Raw genomic sequence first — 19,667 nt, 5'->3', positions numbered from 1 at the left:
GGGTCATCGTTTCCAGCACGCGAACGAATTTAAACTCGCCTGACCAGGGGATGATGAATGAAATCAGCCTGCATCGCAAGCAATCGTTAGACATGATCCGCGTCGGAAGACGCATTCTCGGAGTCGCGCGGAGGACGAGGCACCGGATCGAACAATGAAAACAATAGAAGGCCCGCCATAAAGCCGCCCATGTGAGCCTGCCACGCAACGCTGCCTGGCTCGGCGCCGATTGCAACTGATCCCATGCCGAAAATGATATTGATACCGAACCAGATTGCGAGAAACGCCAACACTCGGGGATTTTGCAGGGCGCGCGTCAACGACAGCGCGGGCACCTGCGCGGCGGCGGCGGCATCGCCGCGGCCCAAGGACAGAAAACTTCCCTGCGCGAAGGCGAAGCGGATTGCCGCGGCCATTGCGCCCGACACCGAGGCTGACGCACCGATCATCGGCGCAATATTGTGCTCATGGGTCACTAGATGCGCGATCGCGCCGGCAACGGCGGCTACGGCCATGAAAAGAAAAAATCTGAAGGCGCCGAAACGGCGCGCCAGCGCGCTGCCAAAGGGCAGCAGCCACAAGATATTGAAGCCGATGTGACTAAGGTTGGCGTGCAGCAGCGAATAGGTCACGAATGTCCAGACCTTGGCGCCGCTTCCTCCGGGAAACGCTGTCGCCAGAAGATTCGGATCGTAACGCTTCGGAATGAAGCCGAACGCCTCAATGATCCAGTATTCCAGATTTGGCGGCATCGCCGACCACACGACATGAATAATCGCGAGAAGGCCGATATAGGCGGTCAACGGCCCCGGCAGGGTCAGGATCGGTTCACGCCGAGGTTCTGACGAAGGGTCTGAGGGAAAATCCAAGGGTGGCGACCTGGTGGCTTAAGCGGGCGAATCCGGCTCATGACAATCCGGCATATGGCGGCGGTCCAGACGGCCCTTCCCTGGTCCGCCTATCGCGGGACATTCTCGACAACACGACGCTTTCAAATAAACGTCAAAACAGTCGCGCGAGAAGCGCATGAAGTGGATACGTTACTCGCTCTGCCGATTGCGGAACACCCACCATTTTAGTCCTTTGTAGAATAACACCATTGCAGTCAGCGACGCTGCGCCCTTCAGAAACCACGCCAGCATCTCCAGAGGACTTCGAGCGCCGTGATCTCTTTCCCTTTCCGCTGGAACCTCTTCTTTTTCTGCTGAGAGCTCCTTTTCCGCTGAGACCTCACCTTTTTCAGCTGAGACCTCGCTCACCTGAACCACGGATCCGGCGCGAGGATGATCGGCCACATCCTTGATCAGGAGAACCGGTGGGGACTGGACTTCTGCAACGGACGTTCCGCTACTCCCGAGATCATCAGATTTGGCCGGAATACAGGCCGATTGAAGGCCGATCGCAAGACCAAGAATGGGCATCCAAAACCGCAAGACTCTCCCCGCCTGTCTCATTCAGCGCTTGCCTCTGCCATTATCGAGTACAGGATAGTCGGCGAACCGTGCTCTATCCGGTCTCATACCACCACCATTTTGACCGGCCGTCCGGGCCGGATCATGCCCGACTCATACTCAGTCCGGCTCTCGCTGTCGATGTTGACGGCAGCAACTTACCAGATCGAAGGGACGGATTTTTCGAACGAATCTCTCAGGCCGCACGGGATGCGCCTCGACGCCAACCGTAAAAGTTAAGGGAGGGTCTGAGAATTCCTTCCTCTCGTTGAAATCGTTGAATATTTTAGGAAAACGAGAGGTCTGGAATCTATGCGAAACGGCGGAACAAAACGTGATTTGGAAAACGCCTCACAGGGAGAGGCGGCATGAGCGATCAGACCTTTGCCGACAAGCTGAATGCGCTCGTGTCCCTTGAAATGTCGCGTGGCACAATTCGCGACCCAGCGGCCATGTCAAACATTCTCGAAGCGCTGGCATCAGCACTGGGGTTTTCAGCCGCACTGGCCGCTGCTGGCAAGCCTGACAAGATTGCGCACCTCCTCGAAGGTATTACCGCCTACGTCTACGAGGCAGCCTCCGAACGCGCGCCACTCGCCAAGATGATTGCGACGGCCAAGGCCATGAGCAGTCCCCCCCCCCCCCCCCTCCCCGTGAAGGAGAGCGGTGAGATGGGCGAGATTGTTGCCGTAAAATTCCGTGTCGGAACGGGACGTGATGCCATCTCCATTGAGGATCGTGGCGACGATCGATGGGCAATCTCGAACGGCTCGTCGGTTTTGAATACTGACGGCGAATGGGAATGGGAGCCTAGGCCATCGTGCCGAGATGACGACTTTATTGCTCGATGTAGGTTCTCTTTGGCCGAAGCCAAACGACGAGCTCTGGAAGAGACCGCCAAGCGCCCCTGACACCCCCTCCGGTTCGGACTAGGATGGAGAGATGAGGGGTTAACTTACGGAGGAACGGTTTGTCATGACGCCTCTCAATAGAAATATACTGATCGCCGCCGCAGTTATCGTTATAGCGCTCATTTATTTGCTCGGCTGATTCAACCCGATTACGTCAGCACCTCCAGCCGCGTCCCAGCTTAGGTGGGCTCAAACCTCAGCGATCGAGCCGCTGCTCTCTCTCCGCCCGGTCAACAGCACAGTCGGCAACCTCACGAGTTGATATAGGAGGGCCGCCACTGCGAACAGCGCAGCCGGCCATGTCAGCCTCAGTTGGTCCGGATGGGCCGCAGCCGGCCAGCAACAGAACAGCGCAAAGCGCCGCCAGAATGACGGTTGGTCGCATAGTGTTCTCCAACTGATTTCAGCCGCGCATCCAGGCGGCGATTTTGGCGATCGACTCCCCGACCATCACAAAGCCGGCAAGGATGCCGAGCAGACCGACGATCACCCACTTCATGAACGTGCCGACGGTCCTGATCGCGTTGACCAGCCGGATTCCGTCGCTCAGGGTATCGATCTCCTCGTCGCGCAGATTGGACAGAAAGTCCTTCGTGCGAGCCGGGAGATCGTCGAATCTCTTCGCTTCGCTCACGCCCCACCCCTACTTTTTGATGATCCGCGCGACATTTTCGAACCCGCGCTTTGCGAAATAGAACCCGACGATCAGGTTCGCCGTCGTCTCGATCCACCCGACAAGTGGATCGGTCGCGCCGAGCCCAAGCACCTTGTCGTAGATCAGGAGTTTGCCGACGTAGACGGCCACGGCGTAGCCCATCAGCTTGTCAGGCTCGTACCACTTGCCGAGAGAGGCAATTCGGTATTGCGTTTGCAGCTCGGCCTCGCGCTGCTGTACGGCCAGTTCTCGCGTCGCCAGATCAGCCGCTATGCGGTCATGGTCATTGCCGGCCGACAGCTTGGCCTTATAGGCATCCAGCGCCTTGTTGAGCAGCGGGCCAGTCAGGAGCGACGCGAGCCACGAGAGGATTGCGGTCATTGCGCTACGTCCTGCTTCACGATCGACCGCACGCGCGCCGCGATGGTGATGAAGGAAATACCCATCAGCACGTAGCCCAAAAGCTTCGGGTTCGAGCCGAGCGTCTCCGTGATCTGCTGCCGGAGTTCGGGATCGCCAAGAAAATTTGCGATAGGATCAATCCACTGCAAAACCCAACTCACAGCCTGAATAAAATAGGCGAATGCCAAGGTGGCGGACCGCCCGCACAGCGCCCAGGCCTTCTGCCAGAAGCCGTCTGCCTCGGCATAAAACTGCTTGAACGCCGGCATGGCGCGCAGCATCGGGCGGAGGAAAATAGCGTAGCCGACGATCAAGCCGGGTACGACGAGAACGAGAAAGACCAGCCAGTTCATGTCGATGCCCCCTCGACGATATTAGCCGGAGCCACGAGGGTAGGATGAGGCGTGTCCTGCTCAGCATTCTTGAGCTTGAACTTCCAGACCAGAAAGACGACGAGCGCGATGCCGAGGCCGATTGCGAGAGCCGCAGGCAGGCTAAGACCGGCCTGCGTTCCCGCGACGGTGCCGGATGCCGCTCCGGAGCCGATCGAGACAACCGCCTTCCTGACCGTGTTCGGCGTCGGGACGCCGGAAAACACCCGGCGCTGCGCTTCGATCCAGTCTGCATCGGGCGCGGGATACTGTTTACCGGCCTCGTGCCACGCTTGAGCTTTGAGGAAGGCGATGCCCGATGGCGACTGCCAGAAGGCATCATTCATGATTGTGTTGCGGGTCATGCCCGGCACGCGGACCAGCACGAACTTGATGTAACTTTCGACGTAATTGCCGCCTGACCAGATGGCGATGGCGTCGGCAAAACGCTTATTCTTGTAGTTTTTCGAGGAGCGCCACAGGTCGAGCTGCGCGCAGATGCCCTGAACATAGGTCGGGAAGACCGCGATATTGTTGCCCTGCCCCTTACCATCATTGAGCGTGACAGCCTTGCGAGCGGCACCCCACTTGATTGCGAGGGGACTGCCCCACATCGCGCCGGGGTTTTTCGTTCTTATCGAAGCTGGTTCCATTTTTAGCCTCCCCTAAGCTGCACGCGCGAAGCTGCCAAACATCTCATTGGCCGCCTTGCAGTACGCGGCATGTGCCTCCTCCTCGGTTCTGTAGAGACCGAGCCGGATTTGTTGGCGATCGCGCTTGATGCGCGCTTCCCACATGCGATTTTGGACGTGCCACGACACGCCCTTGAACTTGGACGCGCCACCCGGTCGCTTCTGTCGGTTTTGGTTGTTCTGGCTGGTGGTAGCTTGGCGCAGGTTGGCAAAGCGATTATTGGACCTATCGCAGTCCAAGTGATCGATCTGATTAGAAGGCCATTGGCCAGCCACGTAAAACCAAGCTAGCCGGTGCACCAAATATAGCTTCTGATCGATCATGATGTGGACATAGCCCCGGCTATGCCGAGTTCCTGCCCGCTTACCGACCGGGCCCTTCCAACCAAGCTGGACAAGCCACACAAAAAATCCTGTCTCGGGATCGTATGAAAGAACCTCTTTCAGCCGATCAAGTGTCAGGTCATTTTTGTATTGGATAGATGCTGGTTCTCGTTCGCTCATAGGTTCACGCTCCCGGAAGATGGGTTGGTCGGTTCAGGTTTTTGTGGATTGCGGCGGGCTACGCGCCGCGGTGAACGGTCAATGCCCTAGCGCCCCCGGAATCGAGGTTGGGCATTGGGTTGGTCCTGTGGTAGGAGGGGTCAGCGGTGACGGCTTAGTACCCGGCCCGCGAACGCAGCAGAGGTTTCCCGCTTAGGCCGGGTGGCCCCACGAATAGCCGTTAGTAGCAGCGCCGGGTCGCTCCCGTGCGTGGCGGTAATAATGGGGGTCAGCAACCTCTGCTGCTGATTACTAACCACCCGGCACCAGCCGGGCAGCGCAGAGGGCTGTCATGGATATTCCAACAAGAGACGCGATGATTGCGGCCGCCATACTTGGAGCGGTCTTGCTCACGCTGATGATTTTCGTCGCGCAGATCGCGCCGCACGGTCACTGACGACCCAAGACCATGCAATTAAAGCCGCTATCCAGCGCGACGGGCGATGAACCAGTTGTCGACATCCTGACCTCGAACGTCGTCGTCGTTCGATTGGACCCGGCCTCTTGGATCGTCCCCACAGGTGTTTGAGATAAAAAACCCACGACAGCATAATTTACCGACGACATGGCTGTTGACAGTGTCAACGTGACGGACCCGGCAGAGTTCTTTGATATAGAGGCTATGCCGTAGCTACTAGCCTCCAGCGTATATGTCCCGCCAGACTGCGTCACCACAGCGAAAGCCTTTACCGCGCTATCATGGCTCTGCTGCTGCGATGGCGTGACGGCATTAGTTGTAGACGTGCCGGTTTGCTGGTCCGATTTACTGGCGGGCGACACACCTTGCACGACCGTCGAGCTTGTCCAGAGCGCGAATTGGCCAGATGTAGGCGTTCCCGTATTCGAGACGTTGCCACCACCTGCCGGGGTTGCCCACGTCCCATCGCCGCGCCAAAACGTAGAGCTTGATGCGGCCGACCCGCTATTCAAGTTACCAACAGGAAGGTTGCCCGTTACACCGGTCGAAAGCGGCAACCCCGTCAGATTGGTAGCTGTGCCTGACGCTGGAGTGCCAAGCGCGCCACCAACGAAATAAGCCACGCCAGTGCCGGTCTCGTCCGTCAACGCAGCACGAAGGTTCGCACTGGAAGGTGTTGCGAGAAACGTGGCGACTCCAGTTCCAAGCCCGCTGATCCCGCTTGCGACCGGTAAGCCCGTCGCATTGGTGAGCGTTCCAGAGGCCGGCGTTCCGAGTGCAGGCGTCACAAAAATCGGAGATGTGAACGTTCCTCCTGTTATCGCCTTGCCGGTAAAAGTAAGCGCAGCCGGCAGTGACAGCGTCGGATTGCCTGCCGTCCCTGCTCCATTCGTGACCGTGATTTCGTTGGCAGTGCCTGTAACGGTTCGAAGTGCCCAGGTATCATCTGCCGTGCGAGCAAGAATTCCCGCACCAGTCAACGCAGCAATGGCCTGAAGGTCAGCATCAAGACCACTGATCAGCAATGAGGCGAGCGTAACTGTTTTATACAGTCCTGCCGAGTGGTCTTCGATCGCAATGTAGGCCGTTGCCGGATCAACAATGGGCCCTGTCGTCAAAAGGCTATAGTCAATATCGAACGTGTATGTTCCGTTCGCGCGGCTGACTTTCAGGAACTTCTGAGTGTGAATATTCGCCGGGAAGCGAACGTCCATTCTGCCCTTGAGGACTGGCTTGGGAAGAACCTTTATTTTGAGAACAGGAACAGTCACAGCCGCGCAACTCCACTCACGATGGAAAGCGTTCCGGTGAACAGCGAAATCGTTTCACCGTTCAGCGAATAGACTCCGCCAGCTTGATAGTTTGCAGGACAAAGGCCCTGCATTTCAGAGGCCGGGATAGTCATCTCGAATATGCCGGTCGAAATGATCGCTAGCTTGCCGTTGCCAGTGGATGCTTCGATCTTCTTGCATCCGTCCGAATCTCTTACTTCAACTTCAATTGTTGCCCCGGTGAAATCGATCAAATCGCCGGTCTCGCCGTCCGTGAACTGGAATTGAGTTTTCCAGTCTGCATTGTTCGTAACGGAGGAATTGAGGGTGATGGTCATGGCTACAGCTTCACATAATAGGTTACGACAATCGTCGGCTGCACGATGTTGAACGGCTCGCTGCTGCCGGCGTTATTGACTGTGGTGCTGAGAGAAAGAGCGCCCGATGGCATGGTCACAGACGGATTCTGGGAGTCATCGACTGCGGTGAACGCTGGTCCAAACGCTCCAGTATTTATGCTTGATATTGCAGTTCGATCGATGGTCGTTTGGAAGCCATTTATATGGAGCGTATAAGTCGATGCAGCGTTTGTTGTTGACGCTGTATGCGCGTGCTGCGGCATCTGACCAGTAGTCATGGTGTGAAACTGGGAACCGCCGCCATAGCCAAGCGTCGTTCCTGTAACTGCTCCGGCAGAGGTCAGCCGTCCAGCCGCCGTATTCCCCATGTCGTCCATGCCGGCCACGACACGACCGCGAAAATCTGGAAGCGTCAGCGTTTTGTTCGCGAGCCAATCCGCATTTGCCGACGCTCCTCGCCCGCCGCTCACGGCTAAGCCCGCATCCGCCCCCCAAGCATATTCAAAAAGCTGTTGAGCGTCGGAGTTGGCGCGCTCTGTCGCTCCTGATGTGGCTGAGCCAATCGTTCGGCCGTTCAGCCGTACCCAACCGCTGAGTGTGCCCACCCCATATCGGGCCTTAACGTCGCCAGTGGCAAAGACCGTGGTCGCATCGACTGAACCGCCACCACCGCCCCCAGACGATGGGCCGATAACCATCAGACCATCAGCGACTAGTTGGGTTAGGCCAGCTGAGTCAGTCAATCGTACTTTTATACTGCCATCAGCAAGGAAGAACGCCGGAATGCGGCCCGCCGCATCAAGCGTTATCGGATTTGGCAAAGGTATTGTCAGGTCCGAGTCTTGATAGCCTGATTGCGGCGTTGAAGTTGTGCCGGCCTGGTAGATGTAGAGCAATCCTCCAGACAACGGGCTTCCGTGTTCGTCGAACTGCTGCGTTAACGAGAGAGGAATCGTCCCTGCCATTTATTGGCCCCTAATAAAAAAGGGGCCATCCGAAGATGACCCCTCAAAAGAAAACGGCGACCCGAGAGGATCGCCGTTGCGTGTTGTTAGGCGGCTCGCGCCAGTAATTTTCGATGATGGCGTTCGAAGGCGTCTACTAACTCTACCGCCCCCGGTGCCAATTCCCGCATTCGCTTGATGGCTGTTTCTCTCTCAGCCGGGGTCATGGACATCCAGTTATCGAACCATTCGTAATCTTCTCGGTAGTCGTGAGCCGGTCTAGCTTTCAAAGCTACGGTCATTGCCCCGATCCTCCGTCAGATGGCTGTCGCGGGGGCTTCGCCCCCGACGAGACGGAGTTTGCGCTGGCCTTGACGCTCGCTGATCTTGGCTTCAACCATCGTCCTGCCTCCATTGCGGAGCCAGAGTTCGGCTTTGTCCGGATCAAACAGTTTGGCGCGAGATAGGCCAACCGGTACCCGGCGTTCATCTCCGATCTGACAGCCCATTTTCACGAGCCGGTTGGAAAACCATGACGTGACCTTGATCGGCGGGAAGCCACTCGCCTTCCAGATTTCTCCCGCCGTGCGGCCAGATACGTAGATACCGCTTCCGGGAGGCTGGATAGTGGCTGCGATAGCAGCGACAGCTTGCACCATCGTCTCGAATGACTTTTCCAGAACCGTAATTTTGTGGATAGAGGATCGTGCGATGCCGTCAGTGCGATGGATGATCTCGACAAGATCGGCGGGGAGCGTGGCAATCGGCTGACTTTTCAGCCCGTTGGCCACCATATGACCACGGACGACCGTGTTGCACCACATATGGAACTCGGGAGACAGGTATTTGGCGTAGGCCATGGCGATCTGCCAATGGCCCCAAGTCCCCGGCGAACGGCCACCGCGAACCGTCTTCACAATCTCAAACCGGGAATTGTCCGGTTTGAGAACCTCGGAAAGAACACCAACAAAGCGTTCGGCGTCGGCAGATGACAGCCACTCCGAAGGCTGGCGCGACTTATCACCTCCCGCCGCCTTCCACATATCGGTCAGGGAGAGCATTTCGGCCCGGTCCCGGATGATCTCGCCGTTGTAGATAAGGGCCGGTGTGTTATCTTTGTTTGTCATCTTAGGCACCTCCAATGCCTTGGTTGATTGGAGCAGCGGCGGGGGCTGAGTTTCGAAGGCCCACCCCCGTCGCTGCCTGCATCCGCTCTTCAAGAGCGAACACAATTTCTGCATTCATTGAACGGCGGTTGGCCTTGGCCAGCGCCTTGATTTGGTCCCGCAACCCTTCGGGGAAGCGGACGATGTACTGTTCTGCCATGTTCTCCTGCAACGAATCATCGCCTATTGCGATACGCAATATATCGCCTAGTGATATAATTGCGTCAAGGCATTTTATCGCCTATTGCGATGATACTCTCACTATCCACCGTGTTTGCGGAGTTTTGCAGTGGTTCAAGACACGCCAAGCCGGAAGCTCGACCAGTACATTGTACGCTTCCCAGACGGGATGAGGGATCGCCTGAAAGACGCTGCTGCGGCTAACAAAAGGTCCCTTAATGCCGAGATCATCGCTCGGCTTGAGGCATCACTGTTCGACACTGCCCCTGGCCTAGGCGGAGCCAACAGACCCAAAAGAAATGACCCTCCCTTGGCAGCCTTGGACCGCCGCATCCTGGAACTTTCTAAAAAGATCGACGCCCTTTCAAAAAAGCACCAGCGTTGACAAACTGCATCGCCGTAGTAGCGTCGCCGCCGATTTCCTTAAGAAAAACGGATACTTAGGTAAGTGACTGACGGCGAGAAAGAGCAAATCAAGCTGCAAGCAAATGCGCTAGATCGAGCGTCTACGGCATTCCTGACCGTTGGCGTCTTGGCTCCATTCGTCGCGACCATATATAATGGGAGCACTCTTCCCAGCGGAGCGCCGTTATTTTTCACCACGGCGCTTTATTTGGGTGCAGCATGGGTATGCCACCATGTGGCGCTATCGATTCTAGATGGACTGGATGACCAATGAGCAACATTCAGATTTTCTACCTTTATGTCCTGCCAGTGCTGCTAGCAGCAGGCGCATACGGCTACGGCATGTACGCGCGACATGAGATGCGTCGTAGGCATCACCATCCCGCTAAATGACCGACAACGTACCCAACGAACTACTTCTCAAGACGTTGCAGGACATTCATGCCAAGCTCAACGACATGGCCAAAGACCTGTCTGAAGTTAAGAACGATATGCGTGGTCTGCAGGCGCACGTGGCATCGTGCATCGACAGAATAGAGCGACGGCTCGATTTGACCGAAGGGTGAGTTTCCTCCGTTATGACCCCTGACGACTTCAGCCAAAACTTGCGCGAATCTTTCGGCGCGGCATGATCCTCCCCGGCTGAGGGAGGATAGAATGACGGAGGCGGAACTCAAGCAAGAGGCGAGGCTGATCGCGATTGAGCAGCTGCTCGCCAACCTTTTCGCCATAGTCTACCGGATTGCCGGAGCGAGCGACCAAGACGTGGAAGAGTCTCATCGCACACTTCTCGAAAAAGAACTTTGGGCAACAGTAGAAGGCGCAACGCCCGAGCAGTCCGATATGCTATCCGCTGAGATTCACGACGCTCTATCTCGGATACTAAGCGAGATTTCGCAGTTGCGGAGATTGGCGAAAGCTCAACCAGAATAGACGGGTCAGTCGTTTGCATACCTAACTCCATGATCCCTGACGACGAACTGCTTGGCAATCGGGACAGGTAGATGACATCAAAAGTTAAAAACAGCGAATGGCGCGAGGTTGATGGCGTTCTCTGTCTGATCGTCAAGGACGCCAGCGGATACTCAATCGCAATCCCGGCAGGAGCTATGCAGACATTGGCAGGAGAAGCCCGCCGCCGACTTATGGAAGTGCCCTCTGAAACTCATGGCGTCTGGTCTTCAGTTCACCTTCTTCCAGTCCAGACTTGGAACGCTGGGACCACAGACTCTGGAACAATCGCTCTGATCCTTGATCGTGGTCTCGACACCGAGATACAATACAGCCTCCCAGTCGAGCACGCGCGCGGATTATCTGAACTTCTGACTCAAGAGGCTGACTCGGCGTCCAGTATCTCGAAAAGTCGAAACTAGACATGTCCTACTCCAATCATCCTCTTGAGCAGCGCGACCTATCGCTCGTTGCGGGCCGAATTGACTGACGTGGCGAGCCGCAGTGCGATCGCGGTGGCCGCGCTTTGATTGGGTGCCCTGGCAATAGCTCTCAGCATATTTCCCGAGCCTGGATTCGTCAGGATGCCAGCAAGATCACTGAGGTTACGGCCAAGCTTCCATTGCTGGTAACGGTCAACAAAACGCTGCCCCATACTGAGCGGGTTTGCGCCGGTCTTTACGACATCCCCGGCGACACCACCCTTCGCCGCCTCTTTGAAGAACTGCTCGTTGTAAGCTGTGCGGCTACCGATACCTTGGCGCGTCCCGGTTGCTTCAAGGATATCAAGGAAGCGATTGAATCCCTGCCACCGATCAGCCCCGTGCGGCAGCGCCTCAACGGCAGCTTGCAGATTGGCGCGCTGTTGCGAATTCCCGATCAACTGGACGCGGAATTTTGCGCCCGCCGCCTGATTTGCACCGGTCTGCAGATCCTTGGCCGCGTTGTTGAACGTGCTTTCGACGTGGATGCGAACCAGTTGGTTAGCCACAGACGGGCTACGCTTTGCTAGCTCCTCTACCGTCGAAGCAATCTCATGTTGAGAGTTAGGCAGCGGGTTTGCCGGGAACAATGCATCGACCGCTTTCTTCGTCGTCAGGTCGCGCTTGGCAAGTTTACCGATCGGCAACTGCTCGACCTTCGCCAGTCCTTCACGCGCAATAGCAATGCTTTCCAGCTTGTCCCTCACGCCGGGATACTGACGAAGCAAATCCTCGTTCTGCCGAAGGGCCTGCCGGATACCGTCTGCCGACAGATCAGCGCCTTCGCGGCTTGCCTTATCGAGAACTTGCGTGACAATGTTTTGTTCGAACGCTTCTCGCGCCGCTGGCGTCGCCACAGAATTGAAGTCACGCGCCGCAGACGGGCCACCCTGTTCAATTGCCGCCGTCGCACGATCAGGAGGAAGTACGAAATTACTGTTGTACTGATCGCGCTCAACGATCCGTCCCGGCGCGCGGTTGCCTTCAAAGACATTGAGCGGACGAGACGCGGCCTGAAAGTTCTTCCGCGCCGCTTGGTAAGCAGGAACTTGTTCGAGGGCGCGGTCAAGCGTACCGAGAACGCCTTCCAGCTCACGAACCGCGCCGTTCGCCCCGGCTCGCTTGGCCTGATCTATCAAATCTGTGATCGCGACGCGGGAATCATGCAGACCGGCAACACTCCCATCGATCTCTCCGCCCGGCTTCATCAATGCGGACTTGGCAGCCTGCAACACCTGACGAACCGAACCTTTGGCGGTGTCCAGCGCCGCGTCAATATGATTGACGACAGACGCGGCGTCTACTTGCGAAAACTGCGTCGGGCGCTCACCAAGAATAGGCATGCGCGCGGTCGGGTTGTTATCCTTCAGCCACTGCGCTTTTGCCGCGTCTCGCTCGGCTTGATCGAGAATGATCGGGACGTTCGGCCGATCAAGATAGTGCGTGGTGACATCGGCAACCCGATGCCCGCCGTTGAGAGGGACTGTGGCCGGGGCACCTCGGGCAGCCGTGTAGTCCTGATCCGCCAAGGCCGCGCGCATTCCTTCACGGCGATCATAGACGTTGCGCAATTCATTCTGGATCGTCACCCCGGCCTGTTCAGGGGTCGCCCGTGGACCGGCGCGAAAAAGGTTGTCCGCCAGTATCCCGGCTTCGGGAGATTCTTCCACAAACTGGCGCGCGGTCGCCGAGACGTTCTGGCCAACACTCTCCGGAGCATAATTGACGGGCGCTATCTGATCGAACTGCCCGCGAGCGGCTTGCTCTACTTGCTGCGGCCGGTGCCCGAAGAACTCTCCCATCTGCGCGGAAGTCTGCGGAGCGGCCTCCAGATGCCGCATTGTATCGGTTAGCACCGGGCGCTGCGCCACTTGTGACAAGGCTTCAGGCCAAGACAGGTCAATGCCCTGTTGGCGCGCCTGCCCCATCAACGCCTCGGCCTGGTCGACCATCTGTGGCGTCACGCCTCTCGGGAGTTGCTCTTGAAGCGCGCGCGCCGCCGTGGCTGGGCGGCTTGCCATCGCAGCCCCGATACCGCCTGCCAGCGCACCTGCGAACCTCGCCGGTCCCTCGAATGCCCCGCCTTTGGTCAACTGACCTGCTGTTTCCGACGCCAACGCCGGGGCTAGTACCTGCCCTACGCGGGCTATTGCTCCGCCTGGAATTAGGGCATTCGGCGCGAACTCTCCGATCGTGTGAGCGTATTCGCCGGCTGTGGTTCGTGGGGTGTAGGCGAGGCCGGAGCGTTGGTGGATGGCCTCGGGGGAATAATAGTTGAGGGTATCGCGCGAGATCAGCGCGTTCTTGTCGTTTTCAGCCTCGATTTCTTCGACAGGGCGACCCTGAAGATAAGATTGCCCTCGGTCGAATGCATATGCCACACCCTTCGTGATGCTCGCTGGCAGCCCAGCCAACCCCGCCACCCCAGCGTCTAGTCCAGAAACCGCGCTCCTGCCGATATCCTCTGCGTAGCGACCGGCTTTATCCATCCCGGATTCCGGGATAAGGTCATCGAACGTCAGTGGCCCGCTCGATTTCGGCGCACTCTGGCTCATGTCCATGATGACACGAGCTGGGCGACCATCTTGAGCGGGGATAGTCCTGACGCCACCACCTGACGGGGCTTGGTCTAGAAGGTCATCAAAAGTAAGAGCCGGCATGTATCAAACCCTCGTCAAGATCGCGCAGGTCGGAATTTTCGGCGGCGTAATGTTTTTATTCATGACGGACAAGAGCGCACCAAAAGACATTTCCGTCGCATCCATCGCTATAGTTGCCGGTATAATTGCGTTCCTCGTGACGGTTCTTCCATGGCTAATCGGGATCATGGTGCGAAACGTCGTTACCGACGTGCGCCAGAGACTTGAAAATCGCCGCGTTCCCTCACAGCCCGCCAGGATCGAGCCCATTTTCCCGCAGTCGCTTGATAACGGAATTGCGGATCGCGGGATTACGAGCGATAGCCGCCCGCGCATTGGACAGTGAAGCGTCAACGTCCTGCGGTGCCATCTGAGTGCGCTGCTTCGATGCAGACGCATTCGGATCAGCCTTAAACCCGCCCTTCGCGAACTTCTTGAAGGTGTCGTAGGGGTTCGGCAAAGCACGAAGCTGTTTGATCGCTTCCTTCGGTTCTATGTCACCAGCCAGCGCCGCTTCTGCAATCTTCGCCCGATCAACCTTATACTGAGCGACGCCAGCAAGCGTGTTCTGAATGATCTCGTTACCCTCCGGAGTTTTGATTAGCGAAGGGAGGCTGCCCTTGAACATCTTCACGTCAAGGTCAGAGCTGGCACCGGAGCCGGGAACACGCTGCTGCGGAGTTAGCTTGTCGACAATCGCCCCGTAAGCTTCGATCTCGCCAACGTTCTTGCCGACCTTGATGCCAAACTCTGCCAGCTTACCTTGAACAGCCGCCGCCCCTCCGGTCGTGATCTGCTGGCCCAAATCTCTGAGCTGGCCGACAAGAGCCAAATCTTGCGTTGCAGCGTCGCCCTCCTCGCTCAGCTTCTCGAAACGCTTGGCAACGGCTTCGCCTCCTGCTTTCGCAAAAGCATTCTGGCCCTGAGTGTCAACATTGACCACAGGCTTGCCAGCAGCCTTATTGCCACGGATCCAGTCAGTCATAGAACCGATCGTCGGATCTTGAGACCGCGCAAAGACGTACTGTTTCACCTGATCAGGAAGCTTACTCTGATCCAATTCGGCTGCGAGCAGCTTGCCGCCCGCATCTTTCTGGGCATCCGAAATTCCGGGGACGGACATCATTTTAATGAGTTGAAGAGCACGCGGGCTGATGCCTCCTGGCTGTTGCTGTCCGGGTATGGCGAAGCCCTGCGTCGGCTGCACGTTGGCCGGCAACGCTGCAGGATCATTTGAGGCAACCTGAACCGGCCTGCCGTTCTCGAACTCCGCCATCGCCCCGACAACACGCTGGCGCAGCGAAGGGTCATTCAGATCAATCGGCGTGTTCGGATCAACGCCGGCCTTGCGCGCGACGAACTGCGCATATGCGTTGACCGGATTCCCGTCATTGGCCGGTGCCCAGCGGTTAATGATACCAGATACCGTGTTGATCCCGCGCTGAGCATAAGATTGTAGGAGATTGCCAGCAGCCTCTAGACCTTGTTCCATCGACCCGAACTGACCGAACCGGCCGTCCGATCCACTGAACCCAGGCTGCTTCTGTGTGAAGGGCGATGCTTCAAGGTTCAACGGATTGTTGTTGCGGATGCCCCTGGGATCGCCTGCATTCGCCGTGGGTGCCTGCTGCGGGGCACCGCCATACATCGAGGTCAATGAGTCGCCAAACGCCTTGCTCGCATCCTGAGCCTGCCCGAGCTTAAGCAATGTCATCGTGCTCGATAGGTCACCAAGCGAAGCTACCTTGCCGGCCGCCTGCTTATAATCCAGCTTTCCGCTCGCAAGATCGCGTCCCAGATCAGCGAGGGTTGCTCTCTCCTGCCCTTCGTTGAGGTTTTGGACCAAGCCCGCGAGCTGCGGCGTAAGATCATTATCCGGTGCGCCATACTGCGGAGCGCCAAGCTGCGGCAGAGACGTGAGAGAAAGCGCCATGCGTCACCTACCTCTTGAACATGCCGCCGAGGCCGCTTAGCAACGTGCCGCCGATGGTGGCTCCGCCGCCTGTGCCAAGGCTTAGCAATCCAGCCCCCAACCCCAACAGGTTCTTGGCAGACGACGCTTCGCCTTGAGCCTCAAGTGAATTCGCGCTCGTCTGGCCGGCCGTCGCTTGGTTAGCTAAACCAACCTTGTTCATTGCGTTATTCTGAGCGAGGCTCGCGAGATCATTGAAAGAGCCAGCGGTACCAACCGCAGCGCCAGACGTTGCCGACAGTTCAGGATTCACAAGCCCGCCAAGGCGCGACAACCAGTCGCCGTATGTCTGATCGGCAAGGCCTGTGCCGAACTTAATCGCGTCCAGATCGGCGTTTCCGCTATCCAACATCCCACCCGCAGCGCGGCGACGGTTCAGCGCGTTAAGACCCTGATCCAATGCAAACTCATATCCCGGCCCAGCCTGAAACGCGCCGGTCGCGCGCGCATTGCCTGCTGAACCGTTTGTTCCCAACGCGTCCAAATACAAGTCAGTCGCACCGCCGTATTTCTTCCCGAGATCGGAGAGTGGCGAAAACGACTCGCGGGCCTTGTTGATGTTTTCGACGCCCGTGTCATAGCCCTGCTGTAGGTATTGGCTGCCAAGGCTCTGCAAATTGCCATAAAGCGCGCGGTTAGCGTCAGCCGCACCTTTGTTCGGATTGCCGAACAGGCTGTCAAAGAGGCCCATCAATTCGCTCCCGGCGTCAGCTTCTTGGTGGTGCTGTTGTAGATAAGCGCCTGACCGTTCGTGATCGGCGTGCTGTTGTCCACGTCGTCAGCTTCCAATACGTTCCGTTTCTGCGTGAGGAAGGCGTACCAAAGCGGCTCCATCGACCCGTCAGCAAGCTGGATCGGTACATCCTGACCAGGAGGCTTGATCTTCACCGCATACCAACCAGATCAGCCAATGTTTTCGGCCGCCGCTCGTCAAAGACAATGCGCCCATTCGGACTCACTAATTGATCCTGCTCATTCCAACTTGGCGCGTTCGGCCCAGCCCATTGGCTTTCGTTCGAAAAGCTCTGATGGAGTGGGGTTTTCCAATAGTCAGGGAAATGCAGCCGGCCATCGTTCGAGTTGACCGCCGTTGTTGCCTTCGGGTTCTGTTGCTGCAACCCCTGATAAAAGCCGCGCATATCGTAATCCTGCGGCGTGGTCGCGTCAGGGTTGAATGGTACGTTATTGCTCTGAACCCACTGCCGAAAGGCCATCTCACCAAGCATACCAAGTGGCGTATTATAGCTCTGACCTGGGACGCGACCGGCGAGGTTCGGATTCAAGCCAAGAGAGGCAAGACTAAGATCATCTGCCATAATAATCGGGCCCTACCTCAACACATCCACGGCCATATCAGCGCCCATCAACGCAAACGGAACACTTGACGACATATCGAAGCGCCAGCGCGTACCCTGCACGTCTGCCTGCCCCCAGATCGAAGCCCTGACACGCCTATTTGTGACGGCTTGTCGTCCGATCTTCACCACGCGAGGGTCAAGCCAGTTATTGCCGCCGTCACGAGACATCGAAATTTCAATGTCAGGATCGGTCTCAACCGGATCGATCCCCTCCGCTTCACCAACGCCTTTCGTCAGGTACAGCTCAATCGAGTTTATCCGAACCTTTTGTGGAAACGCACCAGCCGGACCTGTCTCAATCCGCATTCTGAGCGGATCACCGACCTCGGTCTGTTCTGCCATGCTGATTTCAAGAAGATCGCCAGTCTTGAGATCGCCGCACAGCCACTTGCCAAATGCCTTCACTGGAAAACATGCCCGCCAATACTTGACCAGATAGCTCTCGCGCTCGTGCCACGTCTGTTCTCCAACGTCGTAGCACCAGCACCATGCTTCGCCCTGCACCACTACGAACGAACGACCCCCAGCGATGAACACCGAGACGCGGATCGCTTCCTTGTTCGTCTCAGCTTCAATGGCCCTGTCAAGATCAGGAGGCGATATCTTCACGGTCGCGTAACCATTCAGCGTGTGAACACCGAAGTCGTCGCCGCAGAAAAATATCCCCTTGCCGAACCCATCTTCATGACCGGCGATGGCATAAGGTCCGATGATTCCACGCGGGATAGTCGCGATATAACTCCACGGAAAACCCGTATCGTTCTGCCCGCCCCATACCTCCATCGAGGCATCACCGCAGAGCACAATTTGGCCATTCCCAAGAGGGATCGCACGTAACAGACTGTCCGGCTTGCTCTCAGCCGTCGCAACGTCAGTGGTCGCGACGGAAGTGGAATTGATGCCGGACGTTCTGCTCTTCCCGTCGCCGTACGTGAAGCAGAAATACCCCTTGTGAAACACAACCGAATTAGGCTGCCCCACATCAGCGTCGGGATAGCTCGACACCGCACCCGACGCGATGACTTTCGCACCGTCACCAGGCGAGACGACCACAATGTCCGGCGTTGAAGCGTTGTTGCGCGCCATGAACACGCCGGCCGACCCGCTTACCGTGCCGGTCATCTGCGTGACCGTTCCGCCGCTGGTGATCGAATATGCTTTATCGTCCACCACAACATAGAGCAGCGAGCCGACGACTAAATCGCCGCGAAAGTTCGTCCCCGTTATTGCCTTGAACAGCTTCAGCCCCGGTGCGCGCCAATAGGCATATTTCTGCCCCGCCGTTGCGCTCAGCTTCTCCATGTACGCGTTAACGATGCGGCCGCCCGATGTCTGTGAGTTAAGCCCAGGTGCTGAAATCATCGGAAGCGGGATCGCTGTCATCAGAAATATTCGGTCTTCAGCGGTTCGTGCGTCACGGCATTGGCAGCAAGATAGCGCAGCCGCGTTTCGTGCTGCTGAACCACGGCAAGATCGACCGGCGAATTGCTGAACTTGGCTGCGCTATGAACCGCAACCATCCGAGCGATCGTTTGGAAGTAGCGATCGGGGATATCGTCCCGATCGCCAATGTAGGCGATGCCTTCAATCTCAGCCAAGACAGGATCAATATTGCCGTCGATCGTCGTGTACTCGACACTTCCCAAAGCCTCACCGGCTACGGAAATGCCGAGTATCGCGGCCTGGCATTGATCGCCCAAGCAGCCTCTTTGTAACCGAGGCCATTCGCTGCGAGCTTGTTCAACTCTTCGACCATGAGGCGCGATGCGGGGGTCATGCCGCTTCTCCCGAAGTCGAGAGCGCAGCCAGGGCAAGATCGCCAATTGTCACGAGACCGCTTGTCGCTCGCTCAATACTGTGTGCAAGGGCAATCGAAGGCGCGCGCTCACCCTTAGCGAGGCGCGTTATCGTGGAAACCTCGCAACCGACTTTCGCCGCTAATGCGGTGGCGGTTTGGTTTGTCTCGGTGAGATATTGTGTCAGCGTCATGTTTTGCATTTTGCCTATTTGGCAACTTAATGCAAGACATTTTTTGCCTATTAGGCGGTGGCGATGGTTTGCCTAACAGGCAATTATGTGCGCGTGGCACCTAATCGCATAAAAGAACTGCGGGAAGCGCAGGGCATGACCCTTGAGACACTGGCCGACCTTGTCGACCTGTCTCCTTCATATGTTCAGCGACTGGAAAATGGCGACCGGAACTTGGCAGTGAAGCACTTCAACGCCTTTGCTACGGCCTTGAAGGTAACGCCCACAGACCTAATCGAGTCGGTCGGAGACGGAGACAAGAAGCTCATCGAAGCTTTTCTTCGGGCTGACCCTGGGAGACAGGCTGCTGTGGCGCTTCTGCTTGGGATGGAGCCTGAAGAAGCTCCAAAACGGCCTTCTTTGTCTCGGGGGAAGAGTTCCTCCAAGCCGAAATGAACGCCAAGTCTTGATTCTCCATGATACAATTCCGCCCCCGCGCTATCGTTCACTGTCCGTTCACTCTATTCAT

At 57.2% G+C, this 19,667-nt stretch carries 26 protein-coding genes; 5 read left to right on the top strand and 21 right to left on the bottom strand.

The features are described 5' to 3' along the window. Positions 1–86 precede the first annotated feature (86 nt). Both ACM561_RS07130 and ACM561_RS07125 read right to left on the bottom strand, forming a co-directional pair. A complete protein-coding gene (locus ACM561_RS07130; protein ID WP_425909064.1) occupies positions 87–869 on the bottom strand; it encodes a rhomboid family intramembrane serine protease in 783 nt (260 codons plus the stop codon). A 171-nt stretch (positions 870–1,040) separates the two neighbouring features. Then, entirely contained in the window at positions 1,041–1,421 is a 381-nt protein-coding gene (locus ACM561_RS07125) for a hypothetical protein (protein ID WP_425909063.1), read from the bottom strand. 398 nt (positions 1,422–1,819) lie between these two features. On the opposite strand from ACM561_RS07125, the gene ACM561_RS07120 reads away from it, so the two are divergent. Further along, positions 1,820–2,362: a hypothetical protein gene (locus ACM561_RS07120; RefSeq protein WP_425909061.1), complete on the top strand. Its 543-nt coding sequence runs from the start codon at positions 1,820–1,822 to the stop codon at positions 2,360–2,362. Between the two features lie 403 nt (positions 2,363–2,765). On the opposite strand, the gene ACM561_RS07115 is transcribed toward ACM561_RS07120, so the two are convergent. The 11 genes from ACM561_RS07115 to ACM561_RS07065 form a co-directional block, all read right to left on the bottom strand. Next, positions 2,766–2,996 (bottom strand): hypothetical protein, encoded by a 231-nt coding sequence (locus ACM561_RS07115; protein ID WP_425909060.1) that lies wholly within the window; start codon positions 2,994–2,996, stop codon positions 2,766–2,768. Between the two features lie 9 nt (positions 2,997–3,005). Continuing rightward, complete coding sequence (locus ACM561_RS07110) at positions 3,006–3,398, bottom strand: hypothetical protein (RefSeq protein ID WP_425909058.1); 393 nt, start codon at positions 3,396–3,398, stop codon at positions 3,006–3,008. Further along, positions 3,395–3,772, bottom strand: coding sequence for a hypothetical protein (locus ACM561_RS07105; RefSeq protein ID WP_425909057.1), 378 nt, complete (start codon positions 3,770–3,772; stop codon positions 3,395–3,397). The genes ACM561_RS07110 and ACM561_RS07105 overlap by 4 nt, the downstream gene beginning before the upstream one ends. After that, entirely contained in the window at positions 3,769–4,443 is a 675-nt protein-coding gene (locus ACM561_RS07100) for a hypothetical protein (RefSeq protein WP_425909055.1), read from the bottom strand. Before ACM561_RS07100 ends, ACM561_RS07105 begins: the two co-directional genes overlap by 4 nt. Before the next feature lie 12 nt (positions 4,444–4,455). Then, on the bottom strand, positions 4,456–4,986 hold the full coding sequence (locus ACM561_RS07095; protein ID WP_425909054.1) for an HNH endonuclease: 531 nt from the start codon (positions 4,984–4,986) through the stop codon (positions 4,456–4,458). A gap of 429 nt (positions 4,987–5,415) precedes the next feature. Beyond that, on the bottom strand, positions 5,416–6,714 hold the full coding sequence (locus ACM561_RS07090) for a hypothetical protein (RefSeq protein WP_425909052.1): 1,299 nt from the start codon (positions 6,712–6,714) through the stop codon (positions 5,416–5,418). Then, on the bottom strand, positions 6,711–7,052 hold the full coding sequence (locus ACM561_RS07085; RefSeq protein ID WP_425909050.1) for a hypothetical protein: 342 nt from the start codon (positions 7,050–7,052) through the stop codon (positions 6,711–6,713). Before ACM561_RS07085 ends, ACM561_RS07090 begins: the two co-directional genes overlap by 4 nt. Before the next feature lie 2 nt (positions 7,053–7,054). Further along, entirely contained in the window at positions 7,055–8,038 is a 984-nt protein-coding gene (locus ACM561_RS07080; RefSeq protein WP_425909049.1) for a hypothetical protein, read from the bottom strand. An 86-nt stretch (positions 8,039–8,124) separates the two neighbouring features. Beyond that, positions 8,125–8,319 (bottom strand): hypothetical protein, encoded by a 195-nt coding sequence (locus ACM561_RS07075; RefSeq protein ID WP_425909048.1) that lies wholly within the window; start codon positions 8,317–8,319, stop codon positions 8,125–8,127. A 15-nt stretch (positions 8,320–8,334) separates the two neighbouring features. Further along, on the bottom strand, positions 8,335–9,144 hold the full coding sequence (locus ACM561_RS07070; protein ID WP_425909046.1) for a KilA-N domain-containing protein: 810 nt from the start codon (positions 9,142–9,144) through the stop codon (positions 8,335–8,337). A gap of 1 nt (position 9,145) precedes the next feature. Then, complete coding sequence (locus ACM561_RS07065; RefSeq protein WP_425909045.1) at positions 9,146–9,382, bottom strand: Arc family DNA-binding protein; 237 nt, start codon at positions 9,380–9,382, stop codon at positions 9,146–9,148. A 90-nt stretch (positions 9,383–9,472) separates the two neighbouring features. Here ACM561_RS07065 and ACM561_RS07060 point away from each other — a divergent pair, with 90 nt between their 5' ends. From ACM561_RS07060 to ACM561_RS07050, 3 genes are all read left to right on the top strand, one after another. After that, complete coding sequence (locus tag ACM561_RS07060) at positions 9,473–9,748, top strand: Arc family DNA-binding protein (protein WP_425909044.1); 276 nt, start codon at positions 9,473–9,475, stop codon at positions 9,746–9,748. 409 nt (positions 9,749–10,157) lie between these two features. Beyond that, positions 10,158–10,334: a hypothetical protein gene (locus ACM561_RS07055; RefSeq protein WP_425909042.1), complete on the top strand. Its 177-nt coding sequence runs from the start codon at positions 10,158–10,160 to the stop codon at positions 10,332–10,334. Positions 10,335–10,425: 91 nt separating this feature from the next. Next, on the top strand, positions 10,426–10,701 hold the full coding sequence (locus ACM561_RS07050) for a hypothetical protein (protein ID WP_425909040.1): 276 nt from the start codon (positions 10,426–10,428) through the stop codon (positions 10,699–10,701). Between the two features lie 478 nt (positions 10,702–11,179). Here the strand turns inward: ACM561_RS07050 and ACM561_RS07045 are convergent, their stop codons facing one another. The 8 genes from ACM561_RS07045 to ACM561_RS07010 all read right to left on the bottom strand — a co-directional run bounded on the left by ACM561_RS07045 (position 11,180) and on the right by ACM561_RS07010 (position 19,159). Beyond that, the gene (locus ACM561_RS07045) at positions 11,180–13,756 is read right to left on the bottom strand and encodes a hypothetical protein (RefSeq protein WP_425909039.1); all 2,577 of its coding nucleotides are present in this window, start codon (positions 13,754–13,756) and stop codon (positions 11,180–11,182) included. A 328-nt stretch (positions 13,757–14,084) separates the two neighbouring features. Beyond that, positions 14,085–15,773, bottom strand: coding sequence for a hypothetical protein (locus ACM561_RS07040; RefSeq protein WP_425909037.1), 1,689 nt, complete (start codon positions 15,771–15,773; stop codon positions 14,085–14,087). Between the two features lie 7 nt (positions 15,774–15,780). Then, complete coding sequence (locus ACM561_RS07035) at positions 15,781–16,503, bottom strand: hypothetical protein (RefSeq protein ID WP_425909035.1); 723 nt, start codon at positions 16,501–16,503, stop codon at positions 15,781–15,783. Next, positions 16,503–16,700 (bottom strand): hypothetical protein, encoded by a 198-nt coding sequence (locus ACM561_RS07030; protein WP_425909034.1) that lies wholly within the window; start codon positions 16,698–16,700, stop codon positions 16,503–16,505. The genes ACM561_RS07035 and ACM561_RS07030 overlap by 1 nt, the downstream gene beginning before the upstream one ends. Next, on the bottom strand, positions 16,697–17,128 hold the full coding sequence (locus ACM561_RS07025; RefSeq protein ID WP_425909033.1) for a hypothetical protein: 432 nt from the start codon (positions 17,126–17,128) through the stop codon (positions 16,697–16,699). The genes ACM561_RS07030 and ACM561_RS07025 overlap by 4 nt, the downstream gene beginning before the upstream one ends. Positions 17,129–17,140: 12 nt before the next feature. Beyond that, positions 17,141–18,553 (bottom strand): hypothetical protein, encoded by a 1,413-nt coding sequence (locus ACM561_RS07020; RefSeq protein WP_425909032.1) that lies wholly within the window; start codon positions 18,551–18,553, stop codon positions 17,141–17,143. Then, positions 18,553–18,870 carry a hypothetical protein gene (locus tag ACM561_RS07015; protein WP_425909031.1) on the bottom strand — a complete coding sequence of 106 codons (318 nt, stop codon included), beginning with the start codon at positions 18,868–18,870 and terminating at the stop codon, positions 18,553–18,555. The genes ACM561_RS07020 and ACM561_RS07015 overlap by 1 nt, the downstream gene beginning before the upstream one ends. A 73-nt stretch (positions 18,871–18,943) precedes the next feature. Then, positions 18,944–19,159 carry a hypothetical protein gene (locus ACM561_RS07010; RefSeq protein ID WP_425909029.1) on the bottom strand — a complete coding sequence of 72 codons (216 nt, stop codon included), beginning with the start codon at positions 19,157–19,159 and terminating at the stop codon, positions 18,944–18,946. Between the two features lie 63 nt (positions 19,160–19,222). Between ACM561_RS07010 and ACM561_RS07005 the strand changes: the two genes are divergently transcribed. Next, complete coding sequence (locus ACM561_RS07005) at positions 19,223–19,594, top strand: helix-turn-helix domain-containing protein (RefSeq protein ID WP_425909028.1); 372 nt, start codon at positions 19,223–19,225, stop codon at positions 19,592–19,594. Positions 19,595–19,667 lie beyond the last annotated feature (73 nt).

It is taken from the genome of Nitrobacter sp. TKz-YC02 (genome assembly GCF_049852135.1).
In the GTDB taxonomy this organism is placed as follows: domain Bacteria; phylum Pseudomonadota; class Alphaproteobacteria; order Rhizobiales; family Xanthobacteraceae; genus Nitrobacter; species Nitrobacter vulgaris.
The sequence above is the reverse complement of the archived record's forward strand: the minus strand, read 5'-3'. Positions and strand labels throughout refer to the sequence as shown.

Excerpts from the sequence above, each read along its gene's own strand:
- ACM561_RS07125 (WP_425909063.1), bottom strand. The coding sequence starts at position 1,421 with ATGCCCATTCTTGGTCTTGCGATCGGCCTTCAATCGGCCTGTATTCCG.
- ACM561_RS07120 (WP_425909061.1), top strand. The coding sequence starts at position 1,820 with ATGAGCGATCAGACCTTTGCCGACAAGCTGAATGCGCTCGTGTCCCTT.
- ACM561_RS07110 (WP_425909058.1), bottom strand. The coding sequence starts at position 3,398 with ATGACCGCAATCCTCTCGTGGCTCGCGTCGCTCCTGACTGGCCCGCTG.
- ACM561_RS07105 (WP_425909057.1), bottom strand. The coding sequence starts at position 3,772 with ATGAACTGGCTGGTCTTTCTCGTTCTCGTCGTACCCGGCTTGATCGTC.
- ACM561_RS07100 (WP_425909055.1), bottom strand. The coding sequence starts at position 4,443 with ATGGAACCAGCTTCGATAAGAACGAAAAACCCCGGCGCGATGTGGGGC.
- ACM561_RS07095 (WP_425909054.1), bottom strand. The coding sequence starts at position 4,986 with ATGAGCGAACGAGAACCAGCATCTATCCAATACAAAAATGACCTGACA.
- ACM561_RS07085 (WP_425909050.1), bottom strand. The coding sequence starts at position 7,052 with ATGACCATCACCCTCAATTCCTCCGTTACGAACAATGCAGACTGGAAA.
- ACM561_RS07080 (WP_425909049.1), bottom strand. The coding sequence starts at position 8,038 with ATGGCAGGGACGATTCCTCTCTCGTTAACGCAGCAGTTCGACGAACAC.
- ACM561_RS07075 (WP_425909048.1), bottom strand. The coding sequence starts at position 8,319 with ATGACCGTAGCTTTGAAAGCTAGACCGGCTCACGACTACCGAGAAGAT.
- ACM561_RS07070 (WP_425909046.1), bottom strand. The coding sequence starts at position 9,144 with ATGACAAACAAAGATAACACACCGGCCCTTATCTACAACGGCGAGATC.
- ACM561_RS07055 (WP_425909042.1), top strand. The coding sequence starts at position 10,158 with ATGACCGACAACGTACCCAACGAACTACTTCTCAAGACGTTGCAGGAC.
- ACM561_RS07050 (WP_425909040.1), top strand. The coding sequence starts at position 10,426 with ATGACGGAGGCGGAACTCAAGCAAGAGGCGAGGCTGATCGCGATTGAG.
- ACM561_RS07045 (WP_425909039.1), bottom strand. The coding sequence starts at position 13,756 with ATGAGCCAGAGTGCGCCGAAATCGAGCGGGCCACTGACGTTCGATGAC.
- ACM561_RS07040 (WP_425909037.1), bottom strand. The coding sequence starts at position 15,773 with ATGGCGCTTTCTCTCACGTCTCTGCCGCAGCTTGGCGCTCCGCAGTAT.
- ACM561_RS07035 (WP_425909035.1), bottom strand. The coding sequence starts at position 16,503 with ATGGGCCTCTTTGACAGCCTGTTCGGCAATCCGAACAAAGGTGCGGCT.
- ACM561_RS07025 (WP_425909033.1), bottom strand. The coding sequence starts at position 17,128 with ATGGCAGATGATCTTAGTCTTGCCTCTCTTGGCTTGAATCCGAACCTC.
- ACM561_RS07020 (WP_425909032.1), bottom strand. The coding sequence starts at position 18,553 with ATGACAGCGATCCCGCTTCCGATGATTTCAGCACCTGGGCTTAACTCA.
- ACM561_RS07010 (WP_425909029.1), bottom strand. The coding sequence starts at position 19,159 with ATGACGCTGACACAATATCTCACCGAGACAAACCAAACCGCCACCGCA.
- ACM561_RS07005 (WP_425909028.1), top strand. The coding sequence starts at position 19,223 with ATGGTTTGCCTAACAGGCAATTATGTGCGCGTGGCACCTAATCGCATA.